Below are 14,521 nucleotides of genomic sequence, written 5' to 3'. Positions count from 1 at the left end.
AATAAAGCTACTACTTATGACTCGCTTGCCCAAAGTAGCAAGTCATCATATTGATATTGATAATTTAACGCTTGGCGAAGTTTGTCTCCAACAATTTTCTTACCTTCATGACAACACTCTTCATGTTCAAATTTAGGCTCAGGCAGACCTTTGGCCTTGGCAGCCGTTTGATAATAGGGTTTACGGGTGCTGTTTGTGGCACTAACAACATTAAAGATACCGCCAGCACTTTCATTGCTAGCATTAACTAATTGCATAATAATATTTACCACATCAGCTTGATGTACTAAATTTACTTGTGCACTGGCATTCTTAAACAATCGCTCCGATTGAAGAAACTTACCTGGATGTCGGTTAGGGCCAACCAAACCCGCTAAACGTAAAATATATACCTGTTTAGAAAAAGCTCGTGCTGCTTGCTCCGCAGCTTCTAATAATTCAACTTTTTCAGCACTAAAATCTAGGCTAGTATCCTCAACAACTTCTCCCACTAAGCCATTATAAATAGCTGTAGAATTCAGTAATATTATTTGTCGGGTTTGCCCTAATTCAGCCAACTCAACTAATTGTCGAATTTTTAACGGATAGTCAATTCGGCCTTTTTTCAACTGAGGCGGAATAGCAATAACTAAAACATCATTTTCAAATAATGCCTTACTTACCTGTGACTCAGCAAATTCATTTTCACTGTCATTTACTGTGAGAGGTAAAGTCAATTTCGTCGCGGGAATATTTAACCGCTTAAGTTTATCTAATGTTGACTGAGACTGATAACTAGCAAGTACTTTGATATTTTCAGCTTGTAAGGTTTGCGCTAATGCTTGCCCTAACCAACCACAACCAATAATGCTGACACTCATAAATGCACTTACTCCTAAATCACAATAAAACTCTAACTAGCGAACTTGCTACTCGTATATGAAAAAATTATCTCGCTCAAAAGCGATATAAATTGCTAACCAATATTTTTGCTTTTGTTGGTGCGATAGCCTTGAATAGAGTCAACAACATCATTTGCAATCGCATTTGGCACTGGAATAGACAAATTATACTGTAAGATTTTCCAGCCTTGCTTAGTGTTGATTAATAAGCCACTGCCACGGCAACGGCCGTAATTTTTATTTTCTAATAACTCATCAAAAAATACGATATTGTCAGCTTTAGTCGCTGTAATATGGCGCTCAATTGGACGATATAACCAACCTTTACCTTGACTAAAGTAAGGTTTAACAAATGCTGAAAATTCAGCTTTATTCCAACGTTCGCCACTATCGGTTCCCAAATAAATGGCATCTTCAGCCAATAAATCCATATAACGCGTATAGTCAGCTTGCGCTGCCGCTTGATGAAAATCATCTAATATTTTATCAAGATCTGGGTTTGCCCAAGCAACACCACTAAAAAATAATAAACTGATAAGAAATTTATACATATTGACTTACTCCTTGTCGGGAATTTTATTGACGTCATGATAGCGCAATTTTTTGCGCTTAACAGGGCTTACATACATTATTTTCTTTTTAAAACCGCGACGTAATTACCGGTAAATTCTGCCACTACTTTATCACCACAGCAAACTTCAACTTTAATGGCAAAGCGGGCATTCTTTCCTAACCGTAATGTGTCGCCATTGCCTTCTACCAAATCAACACAGGTTTTGGCATAAGCAACACCTGCTAATGGTGCTAAATAACGAATATTTCCCTCTGCTAAAACAATATCTGCCTGTTGTTGGTACTGCTGTAAGGCGAAATATACCCACCCCCAGCCGGTTAATGTCGCCAAAGTATAAATGCTGCCTGCAAACATAGTATTGTGTAAGTTTTTATTAAAACTTGGCTCACAATTCGTTATTAACTCTTGCCGATCAAAGTAACTGATATTGATATTCATCGCCTGACTTAGCGGAATCGTTTGATGCCAAATACTTTCCAGCGCAGATGCTTCTCCACGTATATGCTTACTGAGAGCCATAAGCTGCTTACTCATTTTAACGTGTGTAATTTGCTCATATAAAGTATGGGAAAAACCGTTATTTTGATAGCCTAAACATTCATAGAAGCCAATAGCATTTTCACGCGCATTTAAGATCAGCTCAGCAGTTCCTGTCATTTTAGCTAGTTGCTCAAATTCAGTTAGCAATAGTTTACCTAAACCCTGCCCTTGTGCTGATTCAGCAATGGCCATATAACGAATTTGAGCCGAATATTGCCCTGTTTTATGCATTCGACCAACACCAACAATATTATTCATATCGTCAACAATAATGCGATGATATGATTGCGCTTCCAACTCGTCTTTTTCACTTCCTAGCGGTTGTTGCCATGGCTTGCGAAGTATTTGCCAACGAAGTTGGTAGTAACTATCGAATTCGGCTTGATTTTGTGGCGGCCTACATTTGTACATTGTCTATTATTACTCTTATTACTTTTATTACTTTTATCACAGGATGTTAACAACACGTGAAACTTGCTCAACATGTTAATCAAGGTAAGTTAGTTTACCTTAGCAATGAACAAGACCAAATATCCATTTATCAAAATGCCTACTATCGTTGGCTGATGTTTGATGATGTTATTCAAAGTATCATGCACTTACGCCAGCCTGAAAAGTTAACGCTGCCACATCAATATGCGGCATTAATGCCATTATTACTCTTCAAGCCTGAGAATGTCGCAGAATTAGGCTTAGGCGGTGGTAATTTAAGCCGCTTTATCAAAAACATTGCGCCACATACTAGCGTAACAAGTATCGAACTCTCTAGTGAAGTAATTCATTGCTACAATAATTTTTTCAAAACCGCTAACAGTTCAATAGAACTGATAAATACCGATGCCATGAGTTGGCTGACAGATACTAAACAATTAAGAAATAATGCTATAGATTGGATGCTGTGTGATGTTTATCAACACCATACCGCCAGCTTTCAGCGCCGTGTTGAATTGTTAACCGCGTTGACAGACAATTTAACAAACAATGCCTGCTTAACCATCAATTTACCTGACTTAGATGATCATGAAATCAACCTTTGCTTAACCATACTTAAGCAATTACAAACGAGTCATAACATTATATATTTTCACATTCCACGTTATCTGAATATCGTTATCCACCTCATACCAAGTCATTGGCAAATTGCTAATTTGAAAAAACGGAATAAGCATTCCTACTTACCATTTTGGCAATACACTCGATGGCGAAAACTATTTTCTCAGCACGTTAATGCCTAACAATTAAAGTAGTTAACAGATATTTAGATTTGCAGATTAATTGTTACTGGACCATCGTTAAGAAGTCTTACTTTCATATCTGCCCCAAAAATACCCGTTGGCACTTTAAAACCTAAATCTCGCAGTTGGGCACAGAAATATTGGTATAAATCTATGCTCATTTCTGGGCTAGCGGCACTGGTAAAACTAGGCCTTAAACCTTTTGTGGTATCCGCCGCTAAGGTGAATTGAGAGACAACTAAAATATCTCCGCCGGCTTGCTTTACATTTAAGTTCATTTTACCGTTATCGTCTTCAAAAATACGATAACCTGCAACACGCTGAGCTAAACGCTTAGCTTTGGTTTCAGTGTCTTTAGGCTCAATGGCCAATAACACTAGTAAGCCTTGTTCGATATCACCAACCACTTCATTTTCAACACTAACACTAGCTTCAGATACTCTTTGCAATAATGCGATCATTTATTCGTTATTTCCCTGCTCAGTTATAAATTGAGCCATAGTATCTGCTGCTTTGCAAAATCCATCAATAGTTTGAGATTCAAAACCACCGTGCCCAGCCTGCGGTAATATTTGCAATTGAGCATTTGACCAATTCTGGACAAGTTTATAGGCATTATCTAACTGGCAAACCATGTCATAACGACCATGTAATACTATCGCAGGGATCTCTGAAACATCGGCTAAGTTTTCCAGTATAAATTCATCTTCAATAAAGCAATTGTTGGTAAAGTAGTGGCTTGATATTTTCGCCATACACAGAGCTTGATGAGCATCTTCAATATGACTCATTTCAACCTGATGATGTTCAATGCTAGACAATCGTAGTTCCCATAAGCACCAAGCTTTACTGGCAGCAATAACTGCCACTTCATTATTGCCCGTTAACACATCGTAATACTGCTGTACTAAACCCTTTTGCTGATTTGCGAAAACATGCTGAGAAAACTCTTGATAATATTCAGGGAAAAAACGGGCAGCACCATTATTATTATATAGCCACTGATATTCACGTTTAGTACCTAAGAATATTCCACGAAGAATAAAGCCTAAAATAGCTTGCGGGTATTTAATGCCATAAAGAATAGCTAAAGTTGTTCCCCATGAGCCGCCAGCAACTAACCAATTATTAATATTTAAGTGTTGACGAATAAATTCTATATCTGCAATCAAGTCCGCACTGGTATTATTTTTTAAGCTTGGAGAAGGTATAGAGCGACCGCAACCTCTTTGATCCATTAATATAATACGGTATTTTTCGGGGTCAAAATAGCGACGATGATTTGGGCAACTTCCGCCCCCAGGTCCACCATGTAAATAGATAACAGCTATACCATTTGGGTTACCTGACTGTTCAATATAAACCTTATGACCGCCAGTAACGTCTAACCATTCCTTTTGATATGGCGCTATATTTGGATAAAGCAGTCTAGACATATCTCCCCCTTTAAAGAGAACATACTCAGTTTAGTTTCTAACCCCTTAAATTGCGATATTAAGTTTTAGCACACAACTATGCATTTGTTAGAGAACGTCCTTTTGAGCAGATAAACGCTGAGACTCAAAATCTTCCAATGAAACAGTAAATAAAGCGCCAACCAAGACGACAAGCCAACTTAAATATACCCACAAAAATAGAATAGGAATACTCGACAATGCACCATATATGGCTTGATAAGATGGTAATTGCGTCACATAAATTGCAAATGACTTTTTGGCGATTTCAAATAATATAGCCGCAAGAGTCGCGCCAGCCAAAGCAAATTTTGCTGGTATTATCTTATTTGGTACCACCATATAAAGAATAAAAAATGCCGCAATAGAAGCGAACAAAGGTAACGCACGTACAAAAATATTGGTTAAACCGAGTAAATCATAATCGCCAATAGAAACTAGTGAGATAATATAAGAAGTCATTACCAAACTACTTCCCACAAGCACAGGCCCAAGTGTTAATACCATCCAGTACATAGAAAAAGACGTCATTACACGTCGTTTTTCATTAACTCGCCATAGTTTATTTAAACATTTATCAATGGCAGAAATCAGTAACATAGCAAAAACAAAAAGCGCGGTTATAGCAACCGCTGACATTTTAGAGGCATTACTGACAAAGCCAGTAATATGCTCTCGCACCACATCCCCTGAGGCCGGAACAAAGTTCTGGTAAACAAAATTTTCTATTATTTCACGAATATCTGAAAAAATTGGAAAAGCAGTCATCACAGATAACATAACAACCATCAGTGGCACTAATGACATTAATGTTACATATGATAAGTAGCCTGCCGTGACATGAATATGTTCCTTTTTCAAGTTGTTGAAAAATAACATGGTAAAACTAAATGTGCGTTTCACATATTGATGTTGCTTAATTTCTTCAAGTTTTGAGAACATAGACACCATTATTCATTATTAACGAATTCAGCTATTTAAAGCTGTTTTAGTTATATAGTAAGGGAATGTTGAAAAAAACGGTAGTACATTGAGATGTTTACTGAGCAGAAAATTTGGAATTTTAAAAACATCCCAGTATAGAAGCGCTGAATGGCTTAATACTCGATAGAGTGGTAGCAAGGAAATAGTTAGGTATACAATCTTTCAAAGTCATCTTCTGGATTTTCAGACAATTGATTAATTTCAGATAGTAGCTCTGATAATTGCTTGATTTGTTTTGGCCCGGCTAATCCATCTTCAAATAATTGGCTTAGCTTCTGCAATGTATTTAATTGCTCAGGAGACATGGAAACATCCTTTTAATTATTATTATATTTTTATGTTTTACTTTTTTAACCCGCTGTTCTTCTTGAACCTATAGGAAACTGAACTGTATTACTTGCTTTAAAATCACGGCCATCATTAATAAATTCATTATATAATTCATTAAGTTCACGTTTTTCCAATAGCTTAGCATTATTCGCAACAGCTTTTTCAAACAAACAACTTAATCGTAATAATTTACTAGGTTCCATAGCTACTGCCTTCCTAAGCGATTAATTACACGGTGGTATTTTAGTGTATTAAATATAGCAGTCGCATCGAATTGTAAAAGGCACTTAAAAGAAAAATATCTAGAGGTTTAGCCTGCGGGCAGAAGAGATAAGATTGTAAGTCTTTAACAAGCTGTTTTTGTTGACAATAAATTCAATCAAAAAATTAGCTTTGACTATGGCCTATAGTATTTTGAGATATGTCTTACATTAACAGTGTCTAGTCTGCAGACAAAATAGCATAAAAAAACCACCTAAGTTTCCTTCGGTGGTTTTTATAAGCAGTGAAGCTAAAAACTATTTAGCTGTACGGCTTTCACGCTTACGATCAGATTCCTTCAAGAACTTCTTACGAATACGAATGCTATCAGGCGTCACTTCAACTAATTCATCATTATCAATAAATTCTAACGCTTGCTCCAAAGACATTAAAATAGGTGGCGTTAATGTTTGCGCTTCATCACTACCTGATGAACGAACGTTAGTTAACTGCTTACCTTTAAGCGCATTTACGGTTAAATCGTTATCACGTGAGTGAATACCGATAATTTGACCTTCATAGATATCAAGACCATGGCCAATCAACATACGACCACGAGATTGTAAATTGAAAAGTGCGTTAGTTAGTGCTTTACCTGTAGCGTTGGCGATCATTACACCATTTAGACGCTGACCAATATCGCCACCTTTATGAGGACCATATTGTAGGAAAGTATGATAAATCAAACCAGAGCCTGAAGTTAATGTCATAAATTCTGTTTGGAAACCAATTAAGCCACGACTTGGCATAATGAAGTCCATACGAATACGGCCTTTACCATCGGGCGCCATATCAGTAAGTTCCGCTTTACGAACACCCATTTTTTCCATAATTGGACCTTGGTGCTGTTCTTCAACATCAATTGTCACTGTTTCATATGGTTCTTCAATTTGGCCGTCAACTTCTCGCATAATAACTTCAGGGCGAGAAACCGCTAACTCGTACCCTTCACGACGCATGTTTTCAATTAGGATACCTAAGTGAAGTTCACCACGACCTGATACTTTAAACTTATCAGGATCATCAAGTTGTTGAACACGCAATGCTACGTTATGAACAAGCTCTTTATCTAAGCGATCTTTAATATTACGTGAAGTAACAAACTTGCCTTCCTGACCCGCAAACGGTGAAGTATTTACCTGGAAGGTCATGGTCACTGTTGGTTCATCGACCGATAATGGTGGCAAAGCAATAACTTCAGACGGACAACAAATCGTATCTGAAATTTTCAGCTCACCTAAACCAGTAATAGCAATAATATCGCCAGCTTCGGCCATATCTGTTTCATTACGCTCAAGTCCCAAGTAACCAAATACCTTACCTACTTTACCGTTATGAACTTTACCGTTAGCACACTCAATTGTTACTTGTTGATTTGGCTTAACGCTACCGCGCGTAATACGACCAACACCAATTACACCTAAATAAGAGCTGTAATCTAGTTGTGAGATTTGCATTTGAAATGGCGCGTCTGCATCGGCATCTGGGGCAGGCACTTGGTCAACAATAGTTTGGAACAATGGTGTCATATCCGTACCTTCAACACCTTCTTCCATAGAAGCCCAACCATTAATTGCTGAAGCATATACTACTTGGAAATCTAACTGGTCGTCAGTTGCACCTAGGTTGTCAAATAAGTCAAATACTTGATCCATAACCCATTCAGGACGAGCACCTGGTTTATCAATTTTGTTAATAACAACAATTGGTTTCAAACCTTGAGCAAATGCTTTTTTAGTTACGAAACGTGTTTGAGGCATAGGGCCTTCCTGTGCATCAACAATCAGTAGTACTGAGTCTACCATTGACATTACACGTTCAACTTCACCACCAAAGTCAGCATGGCCTGGGGTATCTACAATATTTACACGATATTCGCCCCAGTTAATTGCAGTGTTCTTTGCTAAAATTGTGATACCGCGTTCTTTTTCGATATCATTGGAATCCATAACACGTTCTTCTAGACCATTTCTTGCGTCAAGCGTACCTGACTGATCTAATAATTTATCAACCAAAGTTGTTTTACCATGGTCAACGTGGGCGATGATGGCAACATTACGTAATTTATCTAACACGGGCGTTTTGCTCATAGGGCTATAATTGGGCGCGTATTGTACAGGAGAAGTCTGTTTAAATACACCATATTAAAAAATATAAATTTATTACTATATAGATAGCACTTTTCAACTAACATACAGAAGAGAACCAATTTAGAGCATACGCACCAATATAAACCAAACAACGCACCAAAACAGTGCAATCGATATAACAATAAAAAACAAAACCCTTAAATATCAATAACTTTATCTTTGGCACAATACTCGCTTATGCTCTAGCAATACAAAATTAATTTTTTGAAATTTAAAGAACTAACGATACCGGAGACTATTCAATGTCAAACGCAGTTTTAGATTTAATTAAAGAACATGACGTCAAGTTTGTTGATTTACGCTTTACCGATTCAAAAGGTAAAGAGCAACACGTTTCAATTCCTCATCATCAAGTAAATGAAGACTTCTTCGAAGACGGAAAAATGTTTGACGGTTCGTCAATTGAAGGTTGGAAAGGTATTAATGAATCTGACATGGTGATGATGCCAGATGCTGCGTCAGCCGTACTTGACCCATTTACCGAAGCCGTAACATTAAACATTCGTTGTGACATTGTTGAACCAGCAACTATGCAAGGTTACAGCCGTGACCCACGTTCTGTAGCAAAACGCGCTGAAGATTACATGCGTAGCACAGGCATCGCTGATACTGTACTAATTGGTCCAGAGCCTGAGTTTTTCGTTTTTGATGACGTTAAATTTCACACAGATATGAGTGGTTCATTCTACAAAATTGATGATAAAGAAGCGAAGTGGAATTCTGGTACAAGCTACGAAGACGGTAACCACGGCCATCGTCCAGGCGTTAAAGGCGGTTACTTCCCAGTTGCTCCTGTTGATTCTTCACAAGACTTACGTTCTGCTATGTGTTTAGTAATGGAAGAAATGGGTTTAGTTGTTGAAGCACATCACCATGAAGTGGCAACGGCTGGTCAAAACGAAATTGCTTGTCGTTTTAATACTATGGTATTAAAAGCAGATGAAGTACAAATTTACAAATATGTTGTGCATAACGTAGCTCATGCATACGGTAAAACAGCGACGTTCATGCCTAAGCCTATTGTAGGTGACAACGGCACGGGTATGCATGTTCACCAATCTTTAGCGAAAGATGGTGTAAACTTATTCTCTGGTGATAAGTACGGCGGGTTATCTGAAACTGCACTTTACTACATTGGTGGTATCATTAAGCACGCTAAAGCGCTAAATGCCTTCACTAACGCATCTACTAACTCATACAAACGTCTTGTTCCGGGTTTTGAAGCACCGGTTATGCTTGCTTATTCAGCACGTAACCGTTCAGCTTCTATTCGTATACCAATTGTGCCATCACCAAAGGCAATGCGTATCGAAGTTCGTTTTCCTGATCCAACAGCAAACCCTTACTTAGCATTTTCTGCTATGTTAATGGCTGGCCTTGACGGTATTAAAAACAAAATCCATCCTGGCGATGCTATGGATAAAGACTTATACGACCTTCCAGCAGAAGAAGCATTGGCAATTCCACAAGTTGCTGCTTCATTAGAAGAAGCACTTGATGCTTTGGAAAATGACATGGACTTCTTAACAGAAGGTGGTGTTATGGATAAAGATATGATCAATGCCTACATTGGTTTAAAACGCGATGAAGTGGAATTATTAAACTCAACTACACACCCTGTTGAGTTCGATATGTATTACAGCGTGTAACTAATTCAACAAGTTAGTTAATAAAAAGCTCACCTCGGTGAGCTTTTTTTGTGGCGAAAAGTATAATATTTGGATAGATTAAGAGATAGACCTATGGAACAGGAACTTTGCTTTTGATTTATATCGCACGCATATGCATATTTTTTATGTTATTTACCTACGCTGCGCCGTTGTTTGCAGGCTCGGCCAAAATATATGTGTGGCGTAATGAGCAAGGAGTATTAGTTTTTTCAGATAGCCCAAAACCAGGTGCTGAAGAAGTCGAAGTAAAAGAACCCAATACTGTTAAGTCTTCAGTTGATACTTCAATATTAGATATCACCCCAAAAGTGATCCAAGAAGAATATCAAGTAAGTATCACCCAACCCGAGAATAACGCTACTGTACGCGACAATACCGGCTCAGTATATGTTTCAGGTCGCATCCAACCTATTTTTAAACGTGGTCTAAAAATTCAATTATATTTAGATGATAAGCCGTATGAAAAACCTCAAAGCCACTCTATGTTTGTTTTAAGAAATATCGACAGAGGTGAGCATCAAATAAAAATGGCCTTACTTGGCGATAAAGGCAAGGTTATTGCTACATCTTCTCCTGTAACGTTTTATATGCATAGGGTCTCAGTTAATAAGACTAACTAGCAAGATTTAAGTGCACATTGCACCATAATTATTTACACTCGTTACTTAACGCACCATTATGGTGCAAGGGATGATGATGTCGAATAATGCCATAAATTTAAAAAAGCTAAAATTGCACTATCAGCAAGCATTACCTAACCAAATGGTAACTGCCGTTGTCGTATTAGACCAGCAGCTTGCAGTTTGTTATGTCAATCCGGCCGCTGAAGCATTATTGGTAAAAAGCTTAAGTAAATTATATCAACAGCCTATTGAGCAAGTTTTTTACAATACACCAATTAATAATAAACGCTTACAGCAGTTGCTTATAACCGGGCAAGAATTTAGTGACAGTGATGTTACGTTAGAGTTTTTTGACCATAGGCAGATTACGGTTGAAATAACTGCCTCGTCGGTAACATTTGAAAACCTGCCGCATATATTGCTCGAGTTCAAACAAATTGATCAACAAAAGCAAATCAGTGCTGAGGCATTTCAACAGCAACAATGGGAGTCAGCCCGTGACTTAATACGTGGCTTAGCACATGAGATCAAAAATCCTCTAGGCGGTCTGCGTGGAGCCGCGCAATTGTTAGATTTAGAGCTAAATAGCGAGCAAAAAGAATACACTGCCATGATTATTGAACAGGCCGATAGACTAACCAATTTGGTTGATCGCTTACTAGGGCCTAACCAGTTACCGGTTATGAAACTGCAAAATATCCATGTAGTAATTGAAAAAGTATTCCAATTAATTCAGTTCGACAATCCAAAGAATATCGTTCTAAAACGTGATTATGATCCATCAATACCTGACTTAGTATTTGACCAAGACAAATTGCAGCAAACCGTTATCAACATAGTTAACAATGCGATACAAGTTTTAGACTCAGGTAAGCAAATCACTTTAAAAACTCGAGCAGCAAGTAACAAAACGATTAATGGCAAGCGTATAAAGTTATGCGCGCAAATTAGTATTATTGATAATGGCCCAGGTATTCCGGAAAACATCCAAAGTACCCTATTCTATCCCATGGTCTCTGGTAGAGCATCAGGTACCGGCTTAGGGTTATCTATTTGCCAAACCATCATTCATCAACATCACGGTAAATTATCCTGCAAAAGTAGGCCAGGCTATACCGAATTTACCATTTTATTACCATTTAGCAGCGAGATAAATCAATGATAACAGAACAAGTTTGGATAGTTGACGACGATAGTTCAATTCGCTGGGTGCTTGAAAAAGCACTGTCAAATGCAAATATTAGCGTTGGTACATTCCACAATCCAGAAGACTTACTTGTTGCACTTGATCACAGTCAGCCAGAAATTATTATCTCAGATATTCGTATGCCGAATATTGATGGTATGAGTTTGCTTAGCCAAATCAACGAAAAATATAGCGATATACCTGTCATCATCATGACTGCTCACTCTGACTTAGATAGTGCAGTAAACGCCTATCAAGGTGGTGCATTCGAATACTTACCTAAACCTTTTGATATAGAAGATGCTATCTCGCTTACTCATAGAGCTTTAACACATGCTCAGGAACTAAAATCAAAAAAACAACTTAATATTCCTTCTGTCGACAATGTTGGCATTATTGGCGCAGCACCTTCAATGCAAGAGGTTTTTAGAGCAATAGGCCGACTATCTCGTTCTAGTATCAGCGTATTAATTAACGGTGAGTCTGGTACAGGTAAAGAATTAGTTGCTCATGCATTACATATGCATAGTCCTCGTTCGAAAGCACCTTTTATTCCACTGAATATGGCCGCTATACCAAAAGATTTAATTGAATCGGAGTTATTTGGTCATGAAAAAGGTGCATTTACCGGCGCCAACGCTGTTAGACAAGGGCGGTTTGAACAAGCACATCAAGGCACACTTTTTCTAGATGAAATTGGCGACATGCCACTAGATATACAAACACGTCTGTTACGAGTGCTCGCTGACGGGCAGTTCTATCGTGTTGGCGGACACTCACCAATAAAAGTCGATGTACGAATCATTGCGGCTACCCATCAAAATTTGGAAGAAAGAGTAAATTCGGGCGAATTTCGAGAGGATCTATTCCATCGACTAAATGTCATCAGAATACACATTCCTAGTCTTCGCGAACGCAAAGAAGATATCGCACAACTAGCACTACATTTTTTAAAACAAGCGGCAAACGAGCTATCTGTAGAAAGTAAGTCCTTACACAAAACAACTTTAAAATATCTAGAGCAGTGTGACTGGCCTGGTAACGTTAGACAGCTCGAAAATATTTGCCGCTTTTTAACAGTTATGGCAAGTGGTAAAGAGATCATATTGGATGATTTACCTAGCGAATTAACAGAAAAAGCCGTAACCAGCGATAACTCACAGCAAACTTGGCAGGAAAGCCTTAAATTATGGGTGACGAATGAACTCAGTCAAGGACACAGCAATATTATTGAACGTGCCCTACCCGAATTCGAAAAAGTACTGCTAAATAGTGCGCTAAAACATACGCAAGGGCATAAACAAGAAGCAGCTAAGCGTCTTGGGTGGGGAAGAAACACCCTAACAAGAAAACTGAAAGAGCTCGATATGCCAGACTTATGACTTTTATGCACTTGCTATTGGAAAACTAAGAACCTGATCAATTGAGTCAATATTCATTGCTAACATAAGTAACCTATCGACTCCCAATGCAACGCCTGAGCACTCGGGTAAGCCATGATTTAGAGCGGCGATAAAATTGTAATCAATTGGTCGCTGCTCTTTACCCATTTTCATTCTGTTTTCATTATCTAATTGAAATCTTTGTAACTGTTGTTCGGAGTTTGTAAGCTCATTAAAGCCGTTCGCCAACTCTATTCCTTTAAAATAACATTCAAAACGCTGGGCAACCCTGTTATCGGTTGTAGATATCTTTGCTAATGACGCTTGACTAGCAGGGAAATTGTAAACAAAACATGGAATTTCTTTACCTATCCGTGGTTCGATTATTTCCGACATGACGAACTGCAATAAAGTGTCAATGTCATTTTCAGATACCAACCAATCACTCAACACCTCGTGGTCTGTAATTAGTGCCAGTAATTGCGTTCTCGTTACGGTTAAGGGATCAATATTAACTTCACGTAAAAACAAATCCTGATAACTAACACTTTCTACTTCCTTACAACCTAAAACAACCTCTAACAACTTAGCAACCTCGTCCATCAGTTGGAAATGGTCAAAACCAAGCCGATACCATTCAAGCATAGTAAACTCTGGATTATGATGGCGCCCGTGCTGTTCGTGGCGAAATGCTTTACATATTTGATAGCAACAGCCGTAGCCACTGGCTAAAAGTCGCTTCATCGCAAATTCAGGCGAAGTTTGTGCATAAAGTGCAACTGACTCTTCAATGCTGCTATCAGCGGAGTAATTGAAATGAGTAACAAAAGGGTCTAAATGTACATCTGTAACTGTCCCATTTGACAACAATGGTGTTTCAACTTCAATAACATCACGTGTGGTAAAGAATTCTCTTATAGTTGCCAGTAGTTTGGCACGTTGTTTAGCGTGCTGCCAACTTATACTCGGTTGCCATGACATGTATTTTATCGCTCAATAATAATTTGATTTGAATAATTAGCACTACTGTAAACGAAAAAAGCCCTTGTCAAAAGACAAGGGCTTGGAAAAGAAGCCTGATAATGTCCTACTCTCACATGGGAACTCCCACACTACCATCGGCGCTACTGCATTTCACTTCTGAGTTCGGCATGGGATCAGGTGGGTCTACAGCGCTATTGTCATCAGACAAAAAACGTTATGAATTAATTAACTTATAAATTAGCTAAGTCATAAAGTTTTGACAAAAAA

The 14,521-nt window shown here is 38.2% G+C and carries 15 protein-coding genes and 1 rRNA gene; 5 read left to right on the top strand and 11 right to left on the bottom strand.

Annotated features, from left to right (window positions below; all coding sequences use genetic code 11):
• Window positions 1-14: 14 nt before the first annotated feature.
• From AC27HL_RS17075 to AC27HL_RS17065, 3 genes are all read right to left on the bottom strand, one after another.
• Window positions 15-860 carry an NAD(P)-binding domain-containing protein gene (locus AC27HL_RS17075; protein WP_487082260.1) on the bottom strand — a complete coding sequence of 282 codons (846 nt, stop codon included), beginning with the start codon at window positions 858-860 and terminating at the stop codon, window positions 15-17.
• Between the two features lie 95 nt (window positions 861-955).
• The gene (locus tag AC27HL_RS17070; RefSeq protein ID WP_487082259.1) at window positions 956-1,432 is read right to left on the bottom strand and encodes a nuclear transport factor 2 family protein; all 477 of its coding nucleotides are present in this window, start codon (window positions 1,430-1,432) and stop codon (window positions 956-958) included.
• Window positions 1,433-1,509: 77 nt separating this feature from the next.
• The gene (locus tag AC27HL_RS17065) at window positions 1,510-2,406 is read right to left on the bottom strand and encodes a bifunctional GNAT family N-acetyltransferase/hotdog fold thioesterase (RefSeq protein ID WP_487082258.1); all 897 of its coding nucleotides are present in this window, start codon (window positions 2,404-2,406) and stop codon (window positions 1,510-1,512) included.
• Window positions 2,407-2,462: 56 nt separating this feature from the next.
• Between AC27HL_RS17065 and AC27HL_RS17060 the strand changes: the two genes are divergently transcribed.
• Window positions 2,463-3,230, top strand: a complete 768-nt coding sequence (locus tag AC27HL_RS17060; protein ID WP_487082257.1) for a polyamine aminopropyltransferase — start codon at window positions 2,463-2,465, stop codon at window positions 3,228-3,230.
• A gap of 23 nt (window positions 3,231-3,253) precedes the next feature.
• Here the strand turns inward: AC27HL_RS17060 and dtd are convergent, their stop codons facing one another.
• From dtd to typA, 6 genes are all read right to left on the bottom strand, one after another.
• On the bottom strand, window positions 3,254-3,691 hold the full coding sequence (dtd, locus tag AC27HL_RS17055; protein WP_487082256.1) for a D-aminoacyl-tRNA deacylase: 438 nt from the start codon (window positions 3,689-3,691) through the stop codon (window positions 3,254-3,256).
• Window positions 3,692-4,666: a prolyl aminopeptidase gene (gene pip, locus AC27HL_RS17050; protein ID WP_487082255.1), complete on the bottom strand. Its 975-nt coding sequence runs from the start codon at window positions 4,664-4,666 to the stop codon at window positions 3,692-3,694.
• An 87-nt stretch (window positions 4,667-4,753) separates the two neighbouring features.
• Window positions 4,754-5,626 carry a virulence factor BrkB family protein gene (locus AC27HL_RS17045; protein WP_487082254.1) on the bottom strand — a complete coding sequence of 291 codons (873 nt, stop codon included), beginning with the start codon at window positions 5,624-5,626 and terminating at the stop codon, window positions 4,754-4,756.
• Window positions 5,627-5,814: 188 nt separating this feature from the next.
• Window positions 5,815-5,973: a hypothetical protein gene (locus tag AC27HL_RS17040; RefSeq protein WP_487082253.1), complete on the bottom strand. Its 159-nt coding sequence runs from the start codon at window positions 5,971-5,973 to the stop codon at window positions 5,815-5,817.
• 45 nt (window positions 5,974-6,018) lie between these two features.
• Window positions 6,019-6,201, bottom strand: coding sequence for a hypothetical protein (locus AC27HL_RS17035; RefSeq protein ID WP_487082252.1), 183 nt, complete (start codon window positions 6,199-6,201; stop codon window positions 6,019-6,021).
• Between the two features lie 315 nt (window positions 6,202-6,516).
• On the bottom strand, window positions 6,517-8,349 hold the full coding sequence (gene typA / locus AC27HL_RS17030; RefSeq protein WP_487082251.1) for a translational GTPase TypA: 1,833 nt from the start codon (window positions 8,347-8,349) through the stop codon (window positions 6,517-6,519).
• Between the two features lie 302 nt (window positions 8,350-8,651).
• Between typA and glnA the strand changes: the two genes are divergently transcribed.
• From glnA to glnG, 4 genes are all read left to right on the top strand, one after another.
• Entirely contained in the window at window positions 8,652-10,058 is a 1,407-nt protein-coding gene (gene glnA, locus AC27HL_RS17025; RefSeq protein ID WP_487082250.1) for a glutamate--ammonia ligase, read from the top strand.
• A gap of 146 nt (window positions 10,059-10,204) precedes the next feature.
• On the top strand, window positions 10,205-10,699 hold the full coding sequence (locus AC27HL_RS17020; RefSeq protein ID WP_487082249.1) for a DUF4124 domain-containing protein: 495 nt from the start codon (window positions 10,205-10,207) through the stop codon (window positions 10,697-10,699).
• Window positions 10,700-10,775: 76 nt separating this feature from the next.
• On the top strand, window positions 10,776-11,864 hold the full coding sequence (gene glnL / locus AC27HL_RS17015; RefSeq protein ID WP_487082248.1) for a nitrogen regulation protein NR(II): 1,089 nt from the start codon (window positions 10,776-10,778) through the stop codon (window positions 11,862-11,864).
• Window positions 11,861-13,270: a nitrogen regulation protein NR(I) gene (glnG, locus tag AC27HL_RS17010; protein ID WP_487082247.1), complete on the top strand. Its 1,410-nt coding sequence runs from the start codon at window positions 11,861-11,863 to the stop codon at window positions 13,268-13,270. The genes glnL and glnG overlap by 4 nt, the downstream gene beginning before the upstream one ends.
• Window positions 13,271-13,273: 3 nt before the next feature.
• On the opposite strand, the gene epmA is transcribed toward glnG, so the two are convergent.
• Window positions 13,274-14,251, bottom strand: a complete 978-nt coding sequence (gene epmA / locus AC27HL_RS17005) for an elongation factor P--(R)-beta-lysine ligase (protein ID WP_487082246.1) — start codon at window positions 14,249-14,251, stop codon at window positions 13,274-13,276.
• 93 nt (window positions 14,252-14,344) lie between these two features.
• A 5S ribosomal RNA gene (gene rrf, locus AC27HL_RS17000) occupies window positions 14,345-14,459 on the bottom strand.
• Window positions 14,460-14,521 lie beyond the last annotated feature (62 nt).

It is taken from the genome of Colwellia aquaemaris, assembly GCF_057548755.1.
This window is presented reverse-complemented; position numbering and strand designations above follow the sequence as displayed.